The following is a 20,487-nucleotide window of genomic DNA, read 5'->3' as shown; positions in this document are numbered from 1 at the left end:
ACATTTCGACTCCTACTTAGATTCACCTACCTCATTATACATAATTGATGGTTTACAAACCATTTGCGATTGCTATAGAAGATGTTGAGGTCTTTAATAATGTTGTTCATGATTGTAAAGGGGCAGGATTTGCTTTAGCAGTAGAAGGAGGAGCAGAAGCAAAAAATATTCGATTTCACCATAACTTAATTTATGATAACTGGGGAACCGGAATTCTCTTTGCCCGATGGGGAAATGATGGGTTACGGCATAATATTAAAATTTATAATAATACGGTTCATCATAATGGTTATGGTAAACCGAACCCAGGAGAAAGCTTTTTTTGGATTACTGGAGGGTTATATTTATTTTCTGATAATCTTCAAAATGTTGAAATCAAAAATAATATTTTTAACAAAAATAGGGGATTTCAAATCGGTTATAGCGATCGCTATTTGGCGGCTAACTCTGACATCAAAAATATTTTGTTTAAAAAAGATATTGAGATTAGCCAGAACTTAATTTTTGGAGAAAATAACACCACCCGTCCGATTTATGCTGGATGGCTTCCTGATAACTATGCGAATATCTATGGAACGAATGGAACTGCTGCTGTCAGAGAAGAACCTCTATTTGTTAATCCTGAAGAAGGAAATTTTTACTTACAATCTCCGGTCAGGAACCCAACCCCATTAACTGCTAATTCTCAAACATCTCAGATGAGAGTGGGAGCTTTTCCCAATGGAGAAAAACCCCATTTTTGGTGGCAGGGTAAGTTCCCACCTGAATTTCCTGATTTACCCCAATAAACCCTTCATTAAAATAAGTTGTGTCTGTAATAATTAATTGTTAATAGTTGTATTAAGTACCTAAACAACATTAATTACACAACTCAATAATAATGATTTAAGTAGGTAAGCGGGATTAAACCGACCTATGTAACAATATATAAACAGGGCTACCTTAGCCACGCTTAGGGATAGGGATACTTTACAATCCTTAACATAATTGTGTTTGACGGGTGCATCTCACTTTTGCAGATACATCAAGTAGAAAGTTGACCATTGAGATAAGCACAGCGAAGAGAAAGGATAGAGGAAACACTCTCGATATTCCACTGCGCTCCCGATAATTTCACCCTTAGTCCAATCCGTTTAATCGTTGATTCCACTGTTCCAGAACCGATAGAACTTAAAGATTCTTCTTTATAGTATCGGTAGTTAACTATTCGGTTGCGATGGAACTCTAAATAATTGCAAAAGGTTTTAAATCCTTTTCTTTTCAACTCTTTAAATAAATTGATAACTTCATTAACTTGACCGAACCATAACAGAGTTTCGGCTTGTTTTAATCGTTTCAATGAACCCCCGGCTTTGTACAAATTTTCTTTCAGATGATACCAATCTAAGATTTATTGTCTTTGTTCAGTCACTCCAATTTCTTGAAACAAGTTCCAAATTCCGGGATGACCATCCCCTATACAATATATAGGATGTAGCAATTTTTGGCTATTACTCCAATCAATTAAATCTTGATTATTTTGAAAGAATGCTCCGCAATAAACATTATCTAAACACACGGCTTTATAATCTTTCCAATAACATGGCTCACCCTTGTTTTCGTTGCGTAGCCTGACTTTACCTCCATCTAAGGTAATTTGTTGGACTCCTTGTTTAGATGTAGGCAATTCAAATTCTTGGCTATGAACTAATCTCTGTAAGGTACTATGAGAAACTGGGATTCCTGTGAATGTTTCTAAATCTTTTTCTCCTTTTTGATAAGACTCGTTGGCGCTGATTATCAGAGCGCACTTTTCCATCATTGGACTGAGTTGACTATAAGGTTTTAGCCCGAAATATTTCGCCTGATTGTCTGTAATATTCAGCAATCCGACTAATGATTTTACGGTTCGCTGTCTTCCGGTTTTAATTCCTGATACTTTTGAAAAAAAAACCTACCTAGTTCGGGCCCAACTTCTTTTAACATTTTTTGACGTAGAGAATTTTCGATAGTTTCAAAATTTGAAAGTTCGGTTGAATCTGTATTTCTGTAAAGAATGGATGCTACCCCTTTTAAGTGTGCTTTTAGGCGTTGTTGGTCTTCGGGTGTCATTTTTTTTACCTCATCTTTTTTCACATTTTTACTAGCTTTTTCATTTTAGCCCTTTTTCATATATTTGCAAAAGTGAGATGCACCCGTGTTTGACAGCGCCTACCTACTTAGCTACTTATTAAATTTACTGTTAACTAAGGCAAATTCGACTTTCTTGAGAGGCAAAATTCTGCATCTATCACTCTGAACCAAACTATAAAGTTATTTTGGCCCTTGGCAATTACGTAGCCGCTAAAGTGTGGCTCTTAGAAGATGAATATTGTCAAATTTTGCCAACGGCTGCTTGAGGTTGGGCCTGAATCTACTAGCCCAAGCTCGATCGCACTCCCCGCAACCTCGATCGAGACTCTCGCCCCATAGCGCAATTGTAAAGTTTTGTGACAATTTTGATTTGGTAGCTTTAGATACAGAATTGTCTGTTATAGTGATAGAAGAGAAGAAAACACCAGCCCAAAATTAATCTAAAGAATACGGAGGAACCGCATATGTCTACCGAAAATCAAGCTCGCTCTCTGATGATGCGCCACCACCAACTGGTGAAAAACCGCCAGCAATCCATGCTCAACCGCACCGCCACCGAAGTCGGGATGGAAGATACGCACTACTGGGGTCACATTCAAGGCAAACCGCAGCCCAGCTTTCAAGCCAGTTACGATCGCAGCAACGCCACTATGAGCTAGGGCAAGCTCAATTTCGACAATTGTCTACGAAGTTATTACCTATAATTTGGAGAAATCAGTTATGTCAACTCAAGAACAAGCCCGCAACCTGATGATGCGCCATCAACACGTAGTCAAAAACCGTCAGGAATCCATGCTGAGCCGTGTGGCTGCTGAAGTGGGTTTAGATGCTGGTTCTCCAGCGAGTATCGATCGCAAATAACTCGTTTTTTCAACGGCGAGATAGTTGAATCGAGTGTGTTGTTTGCCAGCTAAAAATTAATAATGTCAATTACAAAACCGTCGCGACTTCTTCTTGAGTTCTAACTCTAGATTGGAAGCCGCGATTAGTTTTATGGGAATTAGAAATTGGGAATTGGTAATATCTCGATCGTACTGCTTGTATAGAGAGCCGTTTGAGCAAAGGGTGAGCTAAGCGAGAGTTGGATAGCCTTAAAAGTCTACATCACAAACAATAAAAGACGTTTGTGCCGAGAAACTTGATATAATCCCCTTTCAGCAGATTGAAGGCTACTAGGGAGGTCATCATGTCGGACTGGAAAGAAATTGACGGCGGAGTTACAGCACCCAGAGGGTATCGAGCATCGGGAATTACAGCGGGTTTGAAGCCTTCAGGCTTGCCGGATTTAAGTTTAATTTTGTCAGAGGTAGACGCGATCGCCGCCGGAGTTTTCACCACATCGACTGTCCGGGCCGCTTGCGTGGACTACTGCCGCCAGCGTTTGCAAGCTAAACCCAGCGCCAAAGCAATTTTGTGCAATGCGGGACAAGCTAATGCTGCTACTGGCGAACAAGGTTTGGCAGATGCCCTCGAAAGTGCCAAATTGTTGGGAGAAGCGCTGAATATTCCTCCAGAATCTATTCTTTTGGCCTCCACTGGCGTCATCGGACAGCGGATAAAAATGGAGCCGCTGAGGGCGGCAATTCCCCGATTAGTTGCTGAGGCATCGGAAACTGGTTCCGATGCGGCGGCTAAGGCTATTTGTACGACTGATTTAGTGCCGAAAACGATCGCCCTGGAAACCATGTTTGGCGATCGACCCGTCCGCATCGGCGGCATCTGCAAAGGTTCGGGAATGATTCACCCGAATATGGCAACAATGCTGGCATTTGTAACTTGCGATGCAGCAGTGTCGTCGCATTTATGGCAAGAAATGCTGAGTCGGGCGGCTAACAGAAGTTTCAATCAAATTACTGTTGACGGCGATACCAGTACCAACGATTCGCTAATTGCTTTGGCAAACGGTCAATCCCGCACACCGGCAATTACGGAAATGGGGGCAGATGCTGAAAAATTAGAGGCGATGCTGACAGAAGTTTGCGTGCATTTAGCAAAGGCGATCGCCCGTGACGGCGAAGGTGCAACTTGTTTGGTGGAAGTGCAAGTTAGCGGCGCGCTGGATGAAGTTTCTGCGAGTAAAATTGCCAAAACAATTGTCGGTTCTTCTTTGGTGAAAGCTGCTATTTTCGGACGCGATCCGAATTGGGGCAGAATTGCGGCGGCGGCTGGGCGCGCTGGTGTACCTTTCGATCAAGAGAATTTGCGGATTCAATTAGGGGACTTTTTGATGATGGAAAACGGACAACCTAAAGAGTTCGATCGCGCTGCTGCGAGTAATTATATGAAAGCGACTGCGGAGGGAGAATATTTGAAGGCTGATACGGTTGTAATTCAGGTTAGTGTGGGGAATGGCAGCGGTTTTGCGAAAGCTTGGGGATGCGATTTGAGTTACGACTACGTGAAGATTAATGCGGAGTATACGACTTAAATAAGTCCCGGCGGTGAGAAGTCCGGGCGGTTAGAAACCGCGCCTACACAAACCAAACCAGACGAGAGCGGGTTAAAGGCAAATTTTACACAATTTAAACTAAACTTCCCCCCCTGGGGGGAAGTGAAAAAGTCTGAAACCTTTACTCACCGAGTTAATCTCAGCTTTTTTGCTCTTCATTGTAAAATCGCTACAGCCCTTACAGGATAAGCTTTTTATAATTTTAGCTAAAGCTCGCTAAAAATCTTATTCAGACTAAGTTTCAAGACTTTTTAAGCTTATTATTAATAAGTCTAATATAAAGTTTGAAAACGCGCCCTAACCAAAACTATCGGAGACAAACACATAGCCGCCGCCATATCCAACATTATCATCCACTAATATTAAGCCGTTATTGGTCTGCTGATCGCCACTTTGAGCAAGTCCGTAATTCACTACGCGCAACAACCGCTGCGGCGTAAACGATTCCAATTCCACAAAATTGCCTGCATCCAGCCATACTAGTTCTTCTGCTGTTAAACTTTGCCTTACAGCGTCGGGTAATTGACGGGCGGTTTGTGTCATAGTTTGAGATTGCTGCACAAACATATCGCGGGTTGCTAAGATTTGACGGGGAGAAATTCCCAAATCAAAAATTGTCACCTGTTGATTCGCAAACCAGTTTGGATTAGTTCGTAATTGATGCACTAAACCAACGCCAGCAGGGCTCGCATTGTGCAGTGCATAGACTTTTAAATCGGCATTACGGCGCAGCATTTCTATTACGGTACTGAAGATGCTTTGGGGATAGCCACTAATACTAAGAATGGCGCAGTTATTTTCAAAATGGACATTGTTAGCAATGAGGAATTGAGCTATTTCGTCACTGTCACAGACAATTGCGCGATCGAAGCTGTAGGCGCTGACTTCGGGATCTATGGTTGCGGGCAAAGCTTCTTGGCGAGGTGCAGGGAGCAGTTTTTCTAATGTGCCGTTTACTGTTTGCCAGTCTCGCAGCCATTTATCGCTTTGCGCTTGATTAACCAGAAATATTTCACCCGTTATCTGTGGGCGAGTTTTTTGTGAAATACCGAGCCCGTAGGAAAATAGCCCTAGTGTAATCGCTACGATGTATCCTGAAGAATAATCAAATATTAGGCTTCCTGAAATGCCCAGCACTAAAATAATCCCCCCTAAAATCTGGAGATTTTTAGCATTATTTCTTCTGCCGCGAATACCTTGAGCAGGAGATTTGCTGTAGTATAAAAATAGCCCTATCCAAATCAAATTGTAGAGAGCGAAGGGAATAATAACTGCGAATTGTGACGGAAAAATAGCAGAAGCCCAGTTAATGCCGAAGATGCCCATAAATAGGCCATAAAAGAAGTAGAGAAAAAACCAACTGGTTTCTGGCGCGCGAGATTTAAGCTTTTGGTCAATAAAATACCAAAACTGTTTGTGCGTAAAAAACAACATATTTTGGCTGGAAATATTTTGGATCGCCTTTTTGAAAAAGGGATCGGTGAATGCCAACTTTTTATCAGTGACGGTAGTGGGTTCAAAGACAAACGGATGGTTGCACTGTTTACAGCGACCTGAGTTCCTGGTACGATCGCTCAAAATGTTGTCGGTATTACACTGGACGCATTTCATTCCCATTTCGGTTACTCCTGATTGATTTAATGGATTTATATTGTTGACGGTTGTTTTGGAATGATTTAACCGCAGAGGGCGCAGAGGGCGCAGAGGAAGAGAAGAGAGATAATAAGTAGAAGGAAGAAGGAAGAAGGAAGAAGGAAGAAACTATGCCCAATGCCCAATGCCCTATTAAAATATTTGCCCGTTTAACAAGATAGAATAGTCTTCTCGCTGTCGAATTAATCGATCGCCCTTAGCATCAATCAACACCTCAGCAGGGCGGGGGCGGTGCAGAAAATGTGACGACATCGCATAGCCGTAAGCCCCGCTATCTAAAATCAGGATCGCATCTCCAATTTTGAGTTTCGGTAGCCAACAGTTGCGCCCCAAATAATCCCGCGAATAAGTCGTGTTGCCGCAAATATCCGTTTCATGTCGCGATACATCGTCGGTTTCCCAAGTTGCGATCGCCCGATAGCCCCCGTGCACCGCAGGCACCGATAGATTTGATACAGTCGTATCCACGCCGACAATTTGCCTATCGCCCAACCACTTCACCGACACAACTTTCGCAAGCAAAACGCCACAACCTGCGATCGCCGATCGTCCCGGTTCAATCACCAACTCGATCGGGCGAGATAGCGCACTCAATCGTTCAGTAATCGCCGCACCAAACTCCCGCCAGTCAAACACTGCACCGCCTCGATAGGGATAGCCAAAACCACCGCCAAAATCGAGGGTTCGCCAATCGGGCAACAGTTGGGCGATCGCAATTAGGCGATCGATCGCCTGCGTAAAAGCACTCGTGGCGTTAGTTCCAGTCCCCCGATAAAAATGCAATCCGGTAATCCTCAACCCCTGCTGCTGCGCGATTTCGTTGGCTTTCTCGAATTCGGCGGGACGCACTCCAATCCGACTGTCTCCCGTCAATTCCGGTGAGTTGAGGCGCAGTCCAATTTCGGCACGGATCGATCGCGGTTGACTCCCGGAATATTCGCAAAAATCTTGGAGTTGCGACAGACTATCGAAGTTAAATCGATCGATCTTCCACTCAATTAATTGCTGAATATCCGCCCTGTTGAGGTTACTGCCGCTGTAGACGATGCGATCGCTCGTAAAACCCGCTTTCAGCCCCAAAAAAACATCCCCCGGTGTATTCGCGTGTAGCCCCCAACCAGCTTGCTGAATCAATTGCAACAGAGCAATATTGCCGTTGGTGACGCTAGCAAAATGAAACTGAACGTGCGGATAGTCGATCGATCGCGTAATATGCTCAAGAGTCTGACGGAGGATATCGGCCTGATACACATATAAGGGCGAACCATAAGTTGACAAAAGTCGCTGGGCCATTGCTTCGGAGAACGGCGGCGAATGTGTTTTGGTTTCATTCTGTAGGAAAGATTCAGTCATATAGAAGAAGTTCGGCAACGGATTTTGTAACGGATGTAACGAATGTTCGGCAACGGATTATTTAACGGATGTAACGGATGTTCGGAACAGGGAAGATTGTAAAATCAACAGTCAACAGTCAACAGTCAACCTCTTTCGATATTTCCAAATGCGTTGCCCGATCGGCGGTGGCAACCAAAATACATGATCAAGCGATCGCTTAACTGGAATTTCGCCTAAAACCTCGGTTCGCCATGCCTGCCACATCAGCAGCAGCCAGAGATTATTGCCAATATAGCGATCGCGCATGGCAACTCCGAGTTGTCCCGATAACATCGAGTCGGCCAAATGGGGCTGCCAGCAATTTTGCGATCGCAACAGATTTGGATTCAGCCGATCGCCGATCGCAGCCCAAAACTCTCGGTAATACCAAACCTTCAACGGCACACCCATCCCGCGCTTTTCCCGCCAGATAATTTCCGGCGGCAGCCAGCGTTCGGACGCTTTTTTGAGGATGTATTTTTCGCACGCACCTTGCAGTAGAAGCTCGCCAGGGAGTTGAAACGTCCATGCTGTGAGGTCGGGGTCGCAGAAGGGCGATCGCACCCACAAACCGCAAGCAAACGCCAATGCCGTTGCCCTCGGCTGAATATTTTGGGCACCTTTGAGCATCAGCGAAGCGCGCCGCAGCCTCGCTAGCAGGGAAGGACAGGTTTTGGGATCGATCGCGTCTTGCAGGTAAACGCTCAAATCGTGAGACTGAATGCGATCGAGAATTTCTGGCGAAAAAATCTGTTTTTCATAACCGTAAAATCGCTGAAACGTCCGCAAATACTGCTGTTCAAAGGTTTCTTTTCCGCCGGGATGTTCTGCACTGTAAACTCCGTGGGCAATCAAAGGCTTGTTTGTCCATCCGGCAAATAGCTGATCGCCATTCTCGCCATTGAATACAACTCGCACGTCTTGCGCCGCCGCATGTTTGAGCAAAAACAGCGCAGCCGTCGTGCCGTCTCCATAGGGTAAATCGAGGGCTTTGGCGGTTGGCCCGATCGCCCGCAACACTGCATCGCCCGTCGCCGCCACTCGGATCAGCGGAATCTGAAAAAAGTCAGCCACCTGTTGGGCGTAGGGCAGTTCGGAATAGGCTTCGACACCAAAATCTAGGGCATAGGCGCGCACCTGCAAGCCTGCTTTCACTAGCAGCGCCGTCACCAGGGAAGAATCGATGCCACCGGAGAGTAAAACGCCTACGGGTTCGTCGATCGGCAAATCGGCCACTTGTCGATCGATCGCCTGTTGCAACAGCACTTGCAATTGTGCGATCGCCTCATCCTCACAGCGCAGTAGTTGGGGCGCTTCTTGCCAAGCCGATTGCAGCGATTCCCTAGAGGATAGCTTCGCCGCGCGTACTTTCGGCAGATCGTTAACATCGGCGATTTCCCACATCATCTCGCTTCCGGCTGCTACGGATGCAATTTGGTCGATCGGCGTTAACGGCGTGGGCACGTAGGAAAAGCAAGCATAACTGTGTAGGGCGATCGGGCTAATTTGAGGGGAAGCCATCAGCGGTAGCAGCAATTGCAGGCGCGTCGAAAACCAAATCGTTTCTCCCAACTGCATCCAATAAAGCGGCACTCGCCCAAACGGATCGCGCCCCAGCCTTAGCTGGTGGGCTTCTACCGCCGCCCAAGCATCTCCCGGAAAATCCGTCGCCCGATCGCGCCCGCAAGCATTCAGCGTCACTCGATCGCCCGCGAGGGCTGATGCAGAGGCGATCGCCCATTCTGATAATTTGCCCTGTCGGATGAAGTAGTCAGGCACTAAATGGCTGAGCGTTTTTGTGCGATCGTCCTCTCCCCAGTAGCCTATGAAATGTGAAGGTTTTTCGATCGCACCCATTAGATGTCTCCAATAATTATTGTGGAACAGGCATCTTGCCTGTTCAAAACAGGCTGTTTTTGGATAAGTCTATGTAGATATCTCCCATAATCGTTGTGGAACAGGCATCTTGCCTGTTCAAAACAGGCTTTTTTGGATAAGTCTATTTATTTCACCGTGAAAGGTTCACTGCTGATGACGCGCCCATCCAGGGACATCCGAACTTCCCATTTGCCTGGGGCTGCAGCAGATCCGAGATCGTAAAAGCAGTGCGTATTCCAAACCGCAGTATAGATCGTGCGAGTTTGATACCTGCCCTGATGAACAATGTCACCGCTGGGAGTAATCCAATCGCATTGCAGAGACAACTGATTGCCGATCGGAGCATTTTTCAACGTCACCTGGTAGTAGATGCGGGGGTTGATTTGACGGTTGACTTGAGTGAGACTGTCACCGCCCTTTTGAGAGAGCGCAATCCTGTCTTCTCCTCCCACAACTCGAGCAGTTTTTTGTTGCTGATTTTGCCCGAACAGCACGCCTATACCGATCGCAGAGATGACAACGGCTGTCGAGGCGATCGCGATCCAGCGGTTGCGTCGCTGCTGTTTTTCTAGGACTTCGCGGCGGCGCATTTGCGCGATCGCATCTTCTAAAAGCTCATCAGGCAGATTCAACTCCCGTAAAATTTCTCTTACCTGATCAGGGGCCAATTCTAACTCGCGCTGCTGCGATAACTTGTCGATTTCAGCGACTACCTGTGCTAATTGAGTTGGAGTGAGTCGAGGTTCCATAGAGTTATTTCCAGTTAAAATTATATATATAAATCACCCCTTTCTTCTCTTCCTCAGCGCCCTCTGCGCTCTCTATGGTTAAATTACTCATATTATTCAATAAACAGCTCTCTAAGTCAATTCATAAAAATCATAACCTTAACCTCATAAAATTCATATTTACAGTCCTGGACGCATCGGGACTCATGCGAAACCGGGTTTTTTTACGAAAAGACGCCTTGCCACCCGCAGATTAGGGAAAAAACCCGGTTTCTTTGTCGGAGTGCGTCCAGGACTGACTTATATAAAATCCAGACTCGGAAACTCTTCTACTTTTTGGGAATCAGTTAAATTCAACTTTCCTGAATCTATTTTTTCCTGGTGGCGATTCAACCAAACTGCATTTAAACCCGCAGCTTTAGCACCGCAATAATCAGCCTTAAAACTATCGCCGATATGCAAAACGTTTTCAGCAATGCAGTTGTGTTTCTGCAAAGCTGCGGTAAAAATTTGAGACTCTGGTTTGGCTGCACCAACTTCGGTAGAAATTGTCACTGATGTGAAATATTCGGCTAAATTGAGTGCTTTTAATACTGGATAAAGTCGCGAATCGAAATTCGAGACTACTGCTAATTCAATTCCTTGTTGCTGCCACCTCTTTAATGCTGGCAATACGTCGGGATAGACGAACCAAGGTTCGGCGGTGGCAAAATGAGCGTAGAGTTCCGCAAAGAACTTTGGAAAGTCTGAGAATTGATTGAAAACGCCTGCTATTTGAAAAGCGTTCGCGCAAACTGCTTGCCACCATTCAAATTCTAGCTGGGGAATTTTGGCTAATTCTCTTCCGGGAAATGCCATCTGATTTGATTCGGCAAAACTTTGGAAAAATGCAGCATTTAACTCTTCATTCTTAACTGTTACTCCAAACCTTTGGGCAAATTTTCCGTAGACTTCGCCGACGCTGCCCCGAACATCAAATAGTGTACCTGCAGCGTCTAAAAAAATTACTTTGGTCATTTGTTATTTGTTATTTGTTATGGGTTTGTAGTAAGGACTTTAGTGCTGATTGCCTAGGATTTTACATTTGAGGACTTCAGTTCTCACTACAAACTTTTTCAGTTGTGAGTTGTTTGCGGATTCACCACACCACAATGATTAGCAATATTGTCCGCAGGTTCAAATCGACCGCCTAAATATTTGGCGAGGAATTCTTCGGCGATCGCATAAAAGTGCAGGCGATTTTCTGGTCTCGCAAATCCGTGTCCTTCGTCTGTATAAAGCACGTATTCTACAGGTTTGCCGGCTTGTTTCATGGCATTGACAATTTGCTCGCTTTCTGCTACTTTGACTCGCGGGTCGTTGGCACCTTGGGCGATTAGTAAAGGTTTCTGGATGCGATCGACAAAAGATAAAGGCGAGATCGATTTCAAAAACTCTGGTTCTGTTTCCAAATTGCCCACGCGGTGATACAGACTTGCTTTTCTCGGTTCCCAGTAAGGCGGAATAGTTTGCAGCAGTGTAATCAAATTGCTTGGCCCGACAATATCGACGGCGCAGGCAAAAACATCGGGAGTAAAAGTCACTCCGACTAATGCAGCATAACCACCGTAGGAACCGCCCATAATCGCAATTTTATCTGGCTGGGAAATTCCTGTTTCTACAAGCAAATTAACCCCATCTAGCAAGTCGTCGTGCATTTTAGCTGCCCATTCGCGATTGCCGGCATTGAGAAAGGCTTTGCCGTAGCCGGTGGAACCGCGAAAATTGATTTGCAAAACGGCGTAACCTCGGTTTGCCAGCCATTGGGCTTGTGGATTGTATCCCCAGGTATCGCGTGCCCAGGGGCCACCGTGAACTAGCAAGACTGTCGGTACGGGTGTGGCGACGCCAACAGGTTTAGTCAGGTAGCCGTGAATGGTTAAACCATCTCTTGCGGTGTAAGAAATGGGTTCCATTGATGATAGTGGTAGCCCTTCGAGTTTGGGTTGATTGCTGAACAGAAAGGTGAAGGTTTTGGAGGCGCGATCGTACACATAGTAGTAAACTGGGCCGTCGTCTGTCCTGTAAGCGATTAGCCAAGTAGTGTCGGCGAGGTTGCGGCTGGTGAGGTCGAATTCGCCGGGACGGAATTTGCCGATCGCCTCAAAATCCTCTGCTATGCTTTGATCTAAAATTTGCCACTCTTGCTTGTCCTTGTAGAACGAAACCGCCTGAATCTCTCGCTTGGTGGGGTGTATCAAAATATCGCCGACATCGTATTCTGAATCAGAGGCGAGATCGGTTTCTTGTTTGGTTTCTAAGTCTAATGCGATCAAACGTTTGGCGTTAGCATCGTGATTGCCGATGATGTAAAGAATTTTGCCGTTTTCTGAGAACATGACGGCACCGCCTTCATCGTCGGGCCCCCAGCTTCGCAGGCTTTCCCAAGACTTGTCCGCAGTTTCCCGAAACACTAATTCTGATCCGCCGTCGGCAGTGGTGGCTGTGGCCGCCCGCACTTGGAATTGGGCGTCAACAGTCCAACCGACGATGTTACCTGGGTTGTCGGTGTCGAATTCAACGGCACCGTTTTCCAGGTTGATGCGGTAAACATCGTGTTTGCGCCGATCGCTGATGTTCATTTCCACTAAAATTTCATTAGGGAAGTTGCGGTCAAGGGCGATCGGATGAGCTCGAACACCTTGAAATGGTGTCAAGTCGCGAACCAGGTTTGACTGGATATTGACTGAGAATAAATGCCATTTTTCATCACCATCAATATCTTGCTGATAAATGAGCTCTTCGCCGCTGTAAGTCCAGTAAAAGATGCGGATGCCTCGTTTTTTATCTGCTGTCAGTTGGCGATCGTCTGCTTGACCGACGGTACGCAATTGCACTTGCAAAACGTTGTTTTCGTCGGGTGCAATGTAGGCGATATACTTGCCGTCGGGTGAAATTTTGGGGCTGGTTCTTTCAGGATTTCCGAACAGAATCTCCCGCTCTATCAACGGTGGAATTTCAGTTTTTGGCTGTTGAAATGTGGAATTTTGCATTTTTTCTCGTGCCTAATATTCTCTGAATCTACACTCCGACAGAAAAAACCAGGTTTTTACCAAATATGCGCGTAGTAGTGAAGTATTTTCGTGAAAAACCCGGTTTCGGAACCGCCCTCATAAGTCCTACAATCAATAATAAACCGTCAACTGTAAACAGTTAACAGTCTACAATCAACTAACTTTTAAGCAAATCCTGAATCGGCTTGCTAATCCAATTAAAACCAACTTTTAGTTGATGATCGAAGGTTGGCATCCGATAGAGATAAGCTAAGCGGCGAGCAATGTGGGCTAGTTGTCCGTCGAGTTTAATTCCTAAACCGGCGAGGGTGGCGTTGTCAATGCCTAATGTCATCATTTCTCCTAGCGGCTGATAGCGGAAAGGAAGTAATGGGCGATCGGTGAGGGAGGCCCAAATGTTCCAGGCGGTGTAGTCAGCTTGCTGGAAGGCTGTTTGGGCTGTTCCGGGGACTTTTTGATTAGTTGCATCGTGACATTCCGCTAAGTCTCCCAAGGCAAATATATCTGGATGGTCAATAATTTGCATTTGCGAATTGACTATTAATTGACCGCGGCGGTTTTGTTTGAGGGGTAGCGATCGCACAGCTTGACTAACTTGAGTTCCTACTGTCCACAGCACTATGTCTACGGGCAGAACATCTAATTGTCCTTTGTAAAGTAAGGATATTGTGTCCGCTTCGATCGCCTCTACTTCTGTTTCTAAGTCGATCCACACTTTCCGTTTTTCTAAAGCTTGGCTGGCGGCTTCGCGGTTAAACTCCGGTGATGTCCGCAGAATCATGTCGCTTTGCTCAACTAACCGCACGCGACCTTTGTCTCCGAGTCGATCGGCTAATTTACAAGCTAATTCTACTCCTGAATAACCGGCGCCGACGATCGCCACCCGAATTTTGTCGGTGTTGCTGGCTTCTAAAAACCGCAGTCTTTCTTCTAAGCGGTAGGCGTCGTCGAGAGTGCGGAACGAGTAAGCGTATTCAACCGCACCCTTGACCATATCTAGAGGGGTTTCGCCACCTAAAGCTAAAACCAGGCGATCGCACGGAATTTCTGGCCCGTCGTGCAACTGCACTCGCTTTTCCTCCACATCGATGCCGGAGACAGTACCTTGACAAAAGCGCACGCCTGTGTTTTCCAAGAGTTCGGCAAACGGTGGGGCAATTTCCCAGGTTTGGAGTTCGCCGGTCAGGAGTTCGTACAGCAGGGGAACGAACAAAAATCGATCGCGGCGGTCAACTAGGACAATTTCGGGTTTTTCGGTTTTGGAGAAGGGTAACTGACTCAAGCGCAGGGCTGTGTAGAGTCCGCCGAAGCCTCCGCCGAGAATGCAAATCCGGGGTTGTTGTTGAGTCATGGTGTTTTGTTTGAGGGGCTCACGGTAGCAAGGAAACTTATCTTATTCTAACGAGAGCGGGGAAGGGGGGAGTGGGAGACTGGGAGACTGGGAAAATGGCAAAATCTTCCCTCTTTCCCTAGAACCTCAACATCCATCTGTTGAATCCGTTAAACTCACACCTAGAGCACCATTCTCAATAAGCTTTTTATGAGCGGACTCTTCTGCCCACCCATAAGAAAATGCACTTGTTGTGGAACAGGCCGGAAAGCCTGTTCTTGAGTATGGTGCTCTGGCCGTGAGTTAAATCCATTAAATCCGTTAAACAATGCGTTTCCGAACTGTTTTCTATATCTCTAGCCTTGATTAGCTTTACCTATTACCCGCCCTCAAATTTTCTGAAGGTTCGCAGAACTAATTTTGTACTATATTAGTTTATAACGAATTATTTCGCACATTAAATTCACTTTTTATAGGGTCATCTACTCTACCACTTGCCCCCGCACTCACAAGTGAAAAAAAACCATGCAAATTTCTTCCAATTCTTCTAAATTTAAGAACGGCGATCGTAATAACGAAGACGGCTCATCTTTGTTAAAAAGCGAAGAACGATATAAAAATTTAGTAGCTAATATTCCCGGTGCTGTCTACCGCTGTACCTGCGAGTTGACGGACGACGGGGAATTAACACGGACAATGGCGTTTTTGAGCGAGGCTGTTCATGAAATATCAGGCTATCCCTCTTCTGATTTTATCAACGATCGCGTCCGTTCTTTTGCCAGCATTATCCATCCTCAAGACCGCAAAAATGTGGATTCTGCTGTCAAAAAAAGTGTAGCAACCAGAACTTCGTACATCCTTGAATACCGGATTGTCCGCGCTGACGGCGAAATTAGCTGGGTTTATGAAAAAGGCAAAGCTGTTTGCTGCGAGGCGGAAGAGGCTAGAGGAAAACAAGAGGAACAAGGGGAAATGGAGGGCTTTTTGTCGGCTGTGGTTCCGTCGGTTTCGCCGATCGCAAATTCTCTGTCTGGGGTTGTCTATCTCGACGGAGTGATTTTGGATATTACTGAACGAAAGCGAGCTGAGGAGAACCTGCGAAACACTCAAGATTTTCTGAATGCGGTACTCCAAAATCTGCCGATTAGCGTCTTTATTAAAGATGCTGTAGAGCAAAAATTTATTTATTGGAATACTGCTAGCGAAGAATTGTTTGGCTATTCGAGGGATGAAGTGCTCTTAAACAATGCTGCTGACTTGTTAACCTCAGAGGAAGCAAATTACTTGCAAGCACAAGATTTAGAAGTGCTAGCAACGAGAAAAGGTATCGATTTGCCAGAAGAAACTATCCAACTTCCCCACCGAGGAAAGCGGATTTTGCACACGAAAAAAGTTCCTTTGTTTGACGATTTGGGCGCGCCTAAGTACATTCTGGGTATTGCTGAAGATATTACGGAAAGAAAAAAAAATGAAACCGAATTGTCCCGGTTGGCTATTGTGGCTCAAAAAACGCAAAATGGTGTGATTATTACTGATGCTCAAGGCTGCATTGAATGGGTAAATGAAGGATTTACTCGGATTAGCGGTTATGTGCTGGCAGAAATGCAGGGAAAAAAACCGGGTGATGTACTGCAAGGCTCTCAAACAGACCCGCTAACTATTGCTCAACTGCGATCGGCTTTGGCTGCAGGCGTGCCGTTTAATCAGGAAATCTACAATTACAAAAAGGATGGAAAGGGTTATTGGGTGGCACTTTCGATTGCCCCAATTTATGAAGAAACTGGTGAACTCGAAGGTTTTATTGCGGTGCAAACTGATATTACGGATCGCAAGCAAGCAGAGGAAACACTCAGGCAGAGGGAGAATTATTATCGCTGCATTGTCGAGACGGCTTCGGAGGGTGTTTGGATGTTTGACCGCGAAAGCATCACGACTTTTGCTAACTCTCGGATGGCCGAAATGCTGGGGTATACTGTAGAGGAAATGCAGGGGCGATCGCTATTTGAGTTTATAGACTGCGAGTCTAGGAAAATAGCAGAAAGTTACGTGCAGCGCAGGCGGCAAGGCATTCGCGAACGACACGATTTTAAGTTTACTCGCAAAGACGGATCTCACTTGTGGGCGATCGTGTCGGCGACGCCGATGTTCGATGCGGATGGCGAATTTTCGGGGGTGTTGCGGATGATTACCGATATTAGCGATCGCAAACAAGCCGAAGCAGAATTGCGCCAAACTCTCCAAGAATTAGAATTTGAAAAATTTGCCCTAGATCAATCGGCGATAGTCTCGAATACCGACGAATTCGGAGTCATTACCTATGTCAACGATCAATTTTGCGAACAATTTAAATATTCCCGAGAAGAACTGATCGGCAAAACCCACAGACTTGTCAATTCTGGTTATCACCCAGCCGAGTTTTTTAAGCAGCTTTGGTCAACCATCCGCCAGGGAAAGGTTTGGCGGGGAGAAATGAAAAATCAAGCTAAAGACGGTACATTATTCTGGTTGGATACTACGATTGTACCTTGCTTAAATACCAGCGGAGAACCTCATCAATATGTAGCAATTCGCAAAGATATTACCAAGCGCAAACACGCCGAAGAAGCGGTGCAGCTTTCCGAAAGTCAATTGAGGGCTAAAAATCTAGAATTGGCAAAAGCCCTACGGGACGTGCATAAAACTCAAAGCATGATGGTTCAAAATGAAAAAATGGTAAGTTTGGGGCAATTAGTCGCTGGCGTTGCTCACGAAATCAACAATCCAGTTAGCTTTATTTACGGCAACGTCATGCACGCTGACGATTACTTTAAAGACTTGCTAAAAATGCTGCAACTTTACCAGCAGGAATACCCGAACCCAACACCGGCAATTAAACAAGAGATAGATGATGTAGATTTAAATTTTCTGCTCAAAGATTTGCCTAACTTGTTAAATTCGATGAAAATGGGAGCCGAGCGAATTCGCCAAATTGTGCTGTCATTAAAGAATTTTTCGCGATTAGATGAAGCCGAACAAAAGCAGGTGGATATTCACGAAGGGATTGAAAGCACTTTGTTGATTTTGCAGCACAGGTTGAAAGAAACGGCAGGGCGTCCTAAAATTGTGCTCCTTAAAGAGTTCGGCAGTTTGCCCCGCGTACAGTGTTATGCAGGACAGTTGAATCAGGTTTTTATGAATATTATTGGCAATGCAATTGATGCTTTGGAAGAGGCAATGGAGACTGGACACTGGGCAGAGGGACAACTGGCGCCTATTCCTTATTGTCCTTCGCCGACGCTGCGGATTTGTACGGATGTAAAATATGAACAGGATGCTTTGATGCAGGCAGATTCTGCTGTTTCTGATGATTCAATGCGCCATCCCTCTCATATTGTGATTCGGATTGCTGACAACGGGCCGGGGATTCCGATAGATGTTCACAAAAGGCTGTTCGATCCGTTTTTTACTACGAAAGAACCTGGTAAAGGTACTGGTTTGGGGCTGTCTATCAGCTATCAAATAGTGGTGGAAAAGCACGGCGGGCAGCTTAGATGCGATTCCGCACCGGGTCAAGGCACGGAATTTGCGATCGAGATTCCTGTGGGGAATAGTCAGTAGTCAGTAGTCAACAGTCAACTAATGAAATATAACGTAATTTACGACGGCAATTGCAATCTCTGCGTTACCTTGGTGCAGTTACTAGAAAATTTAGATAAAGGCCAGAATTTTGAGTATATTTCCATGCAAGATCTAGAGGAATTAGAGCGCTTTGGAATAACTTCTGGTGACTGCGAAATGGGGATGATTTTGATAGATGCAGAGAATCCAGAACGTCGCTGGCAGGGCAGCGATGCGGCGGAGGAAATCGGACGGATATTGCCTGCTGGCGAGGTGTTTGTGGCTGCTTATCGGGCAATGCCGGGGATGAAGTGGATGGGCGATCGCGTGTACGAACAAGTCCGCGATAACCGCTATACTTTGTTTGGCAAGCGATCGACTACTTACAAATCTGTTTATCCGGTTGGCTGTAGATCGATCGACAATTGCGATAATAGCAAGGACTAAAGTCCTTACTACAAACAGGTTCGCAGGGAAAACTGAAGTCCTCAAAAAGATTAATTAAACAAATCGAATATCTGCTGGCAAAAGTCTTTGAGTTTTTGCGCCGACTCCACCGCAGGTTCGGTTTGGCCGAGAAAATTCCAATTTTCCACGGTAGAAAAGTGCCACTGCTGACCGCTATGATCGTAACCCGCGGCCTCAACTCCGATCGCCCGCCGATATCCTTCCACCGGATCTTGGTAAAATCGGATTTGAATCAAAATGCTGCGGCTTTGCAATAAGCGGCTTCTACCGGGAAAATGGAAGCCAATGTCGATCGAATCTGGATCTACAAGTTCTCTGGTATCGTGGTCATTCATCCAAGGTTTCAAATCGACTTTTGCATCCGGGAATTCGGACTTGAATAAATTAACAACCGCAGCAATTTTGCTGGCAACTTCTATATTTTTGGCTTGTTCGGCAGCGTTCACTTGAAAAACTCCTATCAAATACAGTTATTACATGATTTAGCTAACAATGTAACTGCATACTGCCTGCTTTAAACAGTGAACTGTGGACTATTTGATAGATATTTAGGAATTGACAAATTTCCAATTGTGTGGTAAGCACAAGTCATACCATTTGAGATTTGAGATGTGAGATTAAACAATTGGCAATGACTGATTGCGTAAGTGTGGTGAATAAATTTTATCAAAGCGGCAGGGCGATCGCAAATTCCGTACCTTCTCCCAGCACCGATTCGCAAGTTAATTTACCGCCGTGGGTTTCTTCCACAATTTGCCTGCTGATAGACAACCCCAAACCCGTACCTTTCCCTACTCCTTTGGTAGTAAATAAATGGTCAAATATTTTCGACTTGACCTCCGGTGACATCCCTTGACCGTTATCTTTGATTTTAATCACCACGCTGTTACTATCCTCGGAGACTTGAGTGATAATGGCGATCGTATTCGGTAAAGCTGCAATTTCAGCGTAAGTGCGGCCCTGATTGGATTCCTCAAAACAGTCGATCGCATTTGCCAGCAAATTCATAAATACCTGATTCAGTTGCCCAAAATAACATTTAACTGGCGGGATATCTCCGTATTCTTTGATAATCTTAATCGTAGGGCGAGTATCTTTAGCTTTCAGGCGATACTGTAAAATCATCAAAGTGCTGTCGATGCCCTCATGAATATTTGCTGACACTTTATTCGCACTGTCAGCGCGGGAAAAAGTCCGCAAAGACTTGCTAATATTGCGGATGCGCTCTGTACCTGATTTCATAGATAAAAGCATTTTCGGCAAATCTTCCATCAAATATTCTAAATCAATCTCCGATGCTTTATCCTCTAATTCATCTCCAGGATTAGGAAATTTTTCTTGGTAAAGTTGCAAGTAATCAATCAAATCTAAGCTACCCTCAGCAGCAGCATCAAGATTGCCCGCAATAAAACCAAGCGGATTATTAATTTCGTGAGCAACCCCTGCAATCAAGTTGCCGAGAGCAGACATTTTTTCGCTTTGAATAAGTTGCAGTTGCGCCTGTTGCAATTCATTGAAAGATTTTTCTAACTGTTGAGATTTTTCTTTCTCACGCGCGTACAAACCAGCATTTTCTACAGCAATAGCAACTTGAGAAATTAACACTTTGAATACTTCTACTCTCTCTGCTGTAAAAGCTCCTAATGTCAAAGCATTTTCTAAATAAATTATTCCGCGCCGCTGAGATTGATAAATAATCGGCAAACAGAGAATTGATTTTGGTTGATATTTCTGAATGTAGGGATCTACCTTAAAAGGTTCAGCGACAGTGGCATTGTCTAAAACCAGATGCTTTTGACTGCGGTGTACGTAATTAATCACAGACAGTGGTACATCTTGACAATT

At 45.2% G+C, this 20,487-nt stretch carries 15 protein-coding genes and 1 pseudogene; 6 read left to right on the top strand and 10 right to left on the bottom strand.

The window, feature by feature from the left end; genetic code table 11:
* Positions 1 to 47: 47 nt before the first annotated feature.
* The gene (locus QUA45_RS22420; protein WP_333222156.1) at positions 48 to 788 is read left to right on the top strand and encodes a right-handed parallel beta-helix repeat-containing protein; all 741 of its coding nucleotides are present in this window, start codon (positions 48 to 50) and stop codon (positions 786 to 788) included.
* A 236-nt stretch (positions 789 to 1,024) separates the two neighbouring features.
* Here QUA45_RS22420 and QUA45_RS22415 read toward each other — a convergent pair.
* Positions 1,025 to 2,091, bottom strand: a pseudogene (locus QUA45_RS22415) (ISKra4 family transposase).
* A 485-nt stretch (positions 2,092 to 2,576) separates the two neighbouring features.
* On the opposite strand from QUA45_RS22415, the gene QUA45_RS22410 reads away from it, so the two are divergent.
* The 3 genes from QUA45_RS22410 (at position 2,577) to argJ (ending at position 4,540) form a co-directional block, all read left to right on the top strand.
* Positions 2,577 to 2,771, top strand: a complete 195-nt coding sequence (locus tag QUA45_RS22410) for a hypothetical protein (protein WP_006631905.1) — start codon at positions 2,577 to 2,579, stop codon at positions 2,769 to 2,771.
* 61 nt (positions 2,772 to 2,832) lie between these two features.
* A complete protein-coding gene (locus tag QUA45_RS22405) occupies positions 2,833 to 2,973 on the top strand; it encodes a hypothetical protein (protein WP_015176121.1) in 141 nt (46 codons plus the stop codon).
* Positions 2,974 to 3,298: 325 nt separating this feature from the next.
* Positions 3,299 to 4,540, top strand: a complete 1,242-nt coding sequence (gene argJ, locus QUA45_RS22400) for a bifunctional ornithine acetyltransferase/N-acetylglutamate synthase (RefSeq protein WP_333222155.1) — start codon at positions 3,299 to 3,301, stop codon at positions 4,538 to 4,540.
* Between the two features lie 318 nt (positions 4,541 to 4,858).
* Here the strand turns inward: argJ and QUA45_RS22395 are convergent, their stop codons facing one another.
* The 7 genes from QUA45_RS22395 to QUA45_RS22365 form a co-directional block, all read right to left on the bottom strand.
* A complete protein-coding gene (locus tag QUA45_RS22395) occupies positions 4,859 to 6,172 on the bottom strand; it encodes a hypothetical protein (protein ID WP_333222154.1) in 1,314 nt (437 codons plus the stop codon).
* Between the two features lie 174 nt (positions 6,173 to 6,346).
* Positions 6,347 to 7,567, bottom strand: a complete 1,221-nt coding sequence (locus tag QUA45_RS22390) for a decarboxylase (RefSeq protein ID WP_333222153.1) — start codon at positions 7,565 to 7,567, stop codon at positions 6,347 to 6,349.
* 111 nt (positions 7,568 to 7,678) lie between these two features.
* Positions 7,679 to 9,445, bottom strand: coding sequence for an asparagine synthetase B family protein (locus QUA45_RS22385; RefSeq protein ID WP_333222152.1), 1,767 nt, complete (start codon positions 9,443 to 9,445; stop codon positions 7,679 to 7,681).
* A 146-nt stretch (positions 9,446 to 9,591) separates the two neighbouring features.
* A complete protein-coding gene (locus QUA45_RS22380) occupies positions 9,592 to 10,215 on the bottom strand; it encodes a DUF3859 domain-containing protein (protein ID WP_333098422.1) in 624 nt (207 codons plus the stop codon).
* 279 nt (positions 10,216 to 10,494) lie between these two features.
* Positions 10,495 to 11,211: an HAD family hydrolase gene (locus tag QUA45_RS22375; RefSeq protein ID WP_333098424.1), complete on the bottom strand. Its 717-nt coding sequence runs from the start codon at positions 11,209 to 11,211 to the stop codon at positions 10,495 to 10,497.
* A 98-nt stretch (positions 11,212 to 11,309) separates the two neighbouring features.
* Positions 11,310 to 13,226 (bottom strand): S9 family peptidase, encoded by a 1,917-nt coding sequence (locus tag QUA45_RS22370; RefSeq protein ID WP_333098426.1) that lies wholly within the window; start codon positions 13,224 to 13,226, stop codon positions 11,310 to 11,312.
* Between the two features lie 178 nt (positions 13,227 to 13,404).
* Entirely contained in the window at positions 13,405 to 14,598 is a 1,194-nt protein-coding gene (locus QUA45_RS22365) for an NAD(P)/FAD-dependent oxidoreductase (protein WP_333098428.1), read from the bottom strand.
* 504 nt (positions 14,599 to 15,102) lie between these two features.
* On the opposite strand from QUA45_RS22365, the gene QUA45_RS22360 reads away from it, so the two are divergent.
* Entirely contained in the window at positions 15,103 to 18,174 is a 3,072-nt protein-coding gene (locus tag QUA45_RS22360; protein WP_333222151.1) for a PAS domain S-box protein, read from the top strand.
* Positions 18,175 to 18,195: 21 nt separating this feature from the next.
* Positions 18,196 to 18,621 carry a DCC1-like thiol-disulfide oxidoreductase family protein gene (locus QUA45_RS22355; RefSeq protein WP_333098433.1) on the top strand — a complete coding sequence of 142 codons (426 nt, stop codon included), beginning with the start codon at positions 18,196 to 18,198 and terminating at the stop codon, positions 18,619 to 18,621.
* Between the two features lie 50 nt (positions 18,622 to 18,671).
* On the opposite strand, the gene QUA45_RS22350 is transcribed toward QUA45_RS22355, so the two are convergent.
* Together QUA45_RS22350 and QUA45_RS22345 are read right to left on the bottom strand one after the other, a co-directional pair.
* A complete protein-coding gene (locus QUA45_RS22350; protein ID WP_333098435.1) occupies positions 18,672 to 19,088 on the bottom strand; it encodes a hypothetical protein in 417 nt (138 codons plus the stop codon).
* A gap of 220 nt (positions 19,089 to 19,308) precedes the next feature.
* Positions 19,309 to 20,487 (bottom strand): ATP-binding protein (locus QUA45_RS22345; RefSeq protein ID WP_333222150.1); only part of this gene is annotated, 1,179 nt, incomplete at its 5' end.

This window comes from Microcoleus sp. Pol12A5 (assembly GCF_036701435.1).
Lineage (GTDB): Bacteria > Cyanobacteriota > Cyanobacteriia > Cyanobacteriales > Microcoleaceae > Microcoleus.
The sequence above is the reverse complement of the archived record's forward strand: the minus strand, read 5'-3'. Positions and strand labels throughout refer to the sequence as shown.